The sequence below is a fragment of the Pseudomonas sp. A-1 genome (assembly GCF_004801855.1).
GTDB lineage: Bacteria > Pseudomonadota > Gammaproteobacteria > Pseudomonadales > Pseudomonadaceae > Geopseudomonas.
Genome location: NZ_SSTC01000178.1, coordinates 1 through 2,827, shown reverse-complemented (window position 1 = coordinate 2,827; position 2,827 = coordinate 1). Strand labels below are relative to the sequence as shown.

The window sequence follows — 2,827 nt, the reverse complement described above, 5'->3', positions numbered from 1 at the left end:
CCGCGCCGCGCGGGCGCGGCAGCCGCGCCCCGTGGCTGCTGTCCGCCCTGCTGCTGGCCGCGCTGGCCGGCCTCGGCTGGTGGAGCCAGCAGCAGCTGGCGCGTCTGGAGCAGCAGCTGGTGGCGACCCAGGAGAGCTTCGCGCGGATCAGCGAGGATGCCGCCGGGCGCCTGAAGGACATCTCCGGCAAGGTGGTGGCCACCGAGTCCAGCGTCACCAGCGAGAGCGAGGCGCTCAAGCTGCGCATCAAGCAGATGGAAGGCCGTCTGGCTCAGCTCGGCAAGCAGCAGCAGAGTGCGAGCGAGCAGCTCGACGGCCAGGAGCGCAAGCTGGAGCAGCTGCGCGGCGAGTTGAAGAGCCAGCGCGGGGCTGCCGAGCAGCTGGCTGCCGCGCTCAGGGAGCAGCAGGGCAGCGCCAGCCAGCTGGCCGCGACTCTGAAGGAGCAGCAGGGCGGGCTGAGCAGCCTGGATGGCCGGCTCAAGGGGCTGGCCGAGGAGCAGGCGGCGCTGAAGGCGGCGCAAGGCCAGGCGAGCCAGCTGGAAGGGCGCCTGCAGGGCCTGGCCGGCGACGTCGCACTGCTGAAGAAGCAGGGCAATCCCGCGCCGGCGATCAAGCGCCTCGAGGATGATCTGCTGGTGCTGCGCAGCCAGCTGGACAGCCGCCCGGCCGCCGCGGCAGCCGGCACTGCCGAGCTGGACGCCTTCCGCGCGCAGATGACCCGCAACATCACCACCCTGCAGGCGCAGGTGCAGAACCTGCAGCAGCAGCTCAACGCCCGCTGATTTGGGCACGCCAATGAAAAGCCCCGGCTGCCGCTGGCAACCGGGGCTTTTTCGTCGGCGAGGGTATTACAGGGTCGGGTAGTCGATGTAGCCGGCCGGGCCGGCCGCGTAGAAGGTGCTGCTGTCCGCCGCGTTAAGCGGCGCAGCGGCGGCCAGGCGCGCCGGCAGGTCGGGGTTGGCGATGAACGGGATGCCGAAGGCCACCGCATCGGCCTTGCCCTCGGCCAGCCAGCGCTCGGCCTGCTCCCTGGTGAAGCGCTCGTTGGCGATGTACACGCCGCCGAACGCCTGCTTGAGCTGCGGGCCGAGGCTGTCGACGGCCTCGTGCTCGCGGGCGCAGATGAAGGCGATGCCGCGCCTGCCCAGCTCGCGGGCGACGTAGGCGAAGGTCGCGGCGCGGTCGGAGTCGCCCATGTCGTGGGCGTCGGCGCGCGGCGCCAGGTGCATGCCGACGCGGCCGGCGCCCCACACGCCGATGCAGGCATCGGTGACTTCCAGCAGCAGCCGCGCGCGGTTCTCCAGCGAGCCGCCGTACTGGTCGCTGCGCCGGTTGGTGCTGTCCTGCAGGAACTGGTCGAGCAGATAACCGTTGGCGCCGTGGATCTCCACGCCGTCGAAGCCGGCGGCTTTGGCGTTCTCCGCGCCCTGGCGGTAGGCCGCGACGATGCCGGCGATTTCCGCAGTGTCCAGCGCGCGCGGGGTGACGTACTCGCGCTTGGGACGGACCAGGCTGACGTGGCCCCTGGGCTGCACCGCGCTGGGCGCCACCGGCAGTGCGCCGTCCAGGTAGCAGGGATCGGAGATGCGCCCGACGTGCCACAACTGCAGGAAGATGCGCCCGCCGGCGGCATGCACCGCGGAGGTGACGTTCTTCCAGCCCAGCACCTGCTCCTCGGACCAGATGCCGGGGGTATCCGGGTAGCCGACGCCCATCGGCGTCACCGCGGTGGCCTCGCTGATGATCAGCCCGGCGCTGGCGCGCTGCACGTAGTACTCGGCCATCAGCGCACCGGGCACCCGACCGGGCTCGGCGCGGCAGCGGGTCAGCGGGGCCATGATGATGCGGTTGGGCAACTGCAGGTCGCCCACCTGGAGGGGATCGAACAGGGTCGGCATTGTCGGTGTCCTTGCGCGGGGAAGGGGCTCCCATACTACCGGCTGGCGGAGCAGGGGGTTAAGCTGGGGGCATGAACTACCTTGCCCATCTGCACCTCGGCGGCGCGCAGCCGGCGCAGCTGCTCGGCAGCCTGTATGGCGACTTCGTCAAGGGTCCGCTGGGCGGGCGCTTCGCCCCGGAGGTCGAGGCCGCCATCGGCCTGCACCGGCGCATCGACGCCTTCACCGACCGCCACCCGCAGGTGCGGCTGGCGGTGGCGCGCTTTCCCGCCGAGCGGCGGCGCTACGCCGGCATCCTCCTCGACCTGTTCTTCGACCACTGTCTGGCCAGCCACTGGGACGACTACGCCGACGAGCCGCTGCAGTGCTTCAGCGCGCGGGTGTACGGCGTGCTGGCCGCCGAGGCCGAGCTGCCCGGGCGGCTGGCGCTGATCGCCCCGCGCATGGCCGAACAGGACTGGCTGGGCAGCTACCGCGAGTTCGCCGTGCTGGAGCGGGTGCTGCTGAACATGCAGCGGCGCCTGTCGCGCCCGGAAAGCCTGGACGGCGCGCTGGCCGAGCTGGCGCGCCTGTATCCCTGGCTGCTCGACGACTTCCGCGCCTTCTATCCCGAACTGATCGCCTTCGCCCGCGCCGCGCGCACGGCCTGACTCAGGCTGCCTCCCGCTCGTCCTGCGCCTCGGCGGGGCAGACCACCGCGGCGATCGCCGCATGGGCGCGGCGCGCCAGTTCGCTGCGGGTGAGTCCGGCCACGGCGATCGGTTCCAGCAGGGTGACTTCCACCACCGCCCGTTCGGCGCTCAGCAGGCGCAGCAGGTGTGCCGGCAGCTCGTCGTCGCCGACGAAGGGCGCCAGCGCGTCGCGGGCGCCGGCGCGCCGGTAGCGCAGCGCCACCGGCTGCACGGCGGCGCCGCTGTCGACGGCGGCGG

General features: G+C 72.4%; 3 protein-coding genes and 1 pseudogene. 2 read left to right on the top strand and 2 right to left on the bottom strand.

The window, feature by feature from the left end:
* Positions 1–782, top strand: a 782-nt coding sequence (locus E5198_RS21685) for an ATPase (protein WP_168772572.1), incomplete at its 5' end; no start/stop codon positions are given.
* 66 nt (positions 783–848) lie between these two features.
* Here E5198_RS21685 and E5198_RS20815 read toward each other — a convergent pair.
* Positions 849–1,898 (bottom strand): alkene reductase, encoded by a 1,050-nt coding sequence (locus E5198_RS20815; RefSeq protein WP_136491811.1) that lies wholly within the window; start codon positions 1,896–1,898, stop codon positions 849–851.
* Between the two features lie 71 nt (positions 1,899–1,969).
* On the opposite strand from E5198_RS20815, the gene E5198_RS20810 reads away from it, so the two are divergent.
* Complete coding sequence (locus E5198_RS20810; RefSeq protein ID WP_136491810.1) at positions 1,970–2,548, top strand: ACP phosphodiesterase; 579 nt, start codon at positions 1,970–1,972, stop codon at positions 2,546–2,548.
* Between the two features lies 1 nt (position 2,549).
* On the opposite strand, the pseudogene E5198_RS21680 reads toward E5198_RS20810, so the two are convergent.
* A pseudogene (locus E5198_RS21680) lies at positions 2,550–2,827 on the bottom strand (1-acyl-sn-glycerol-3-phosphate acyltransferase); the annotation flags it as partial.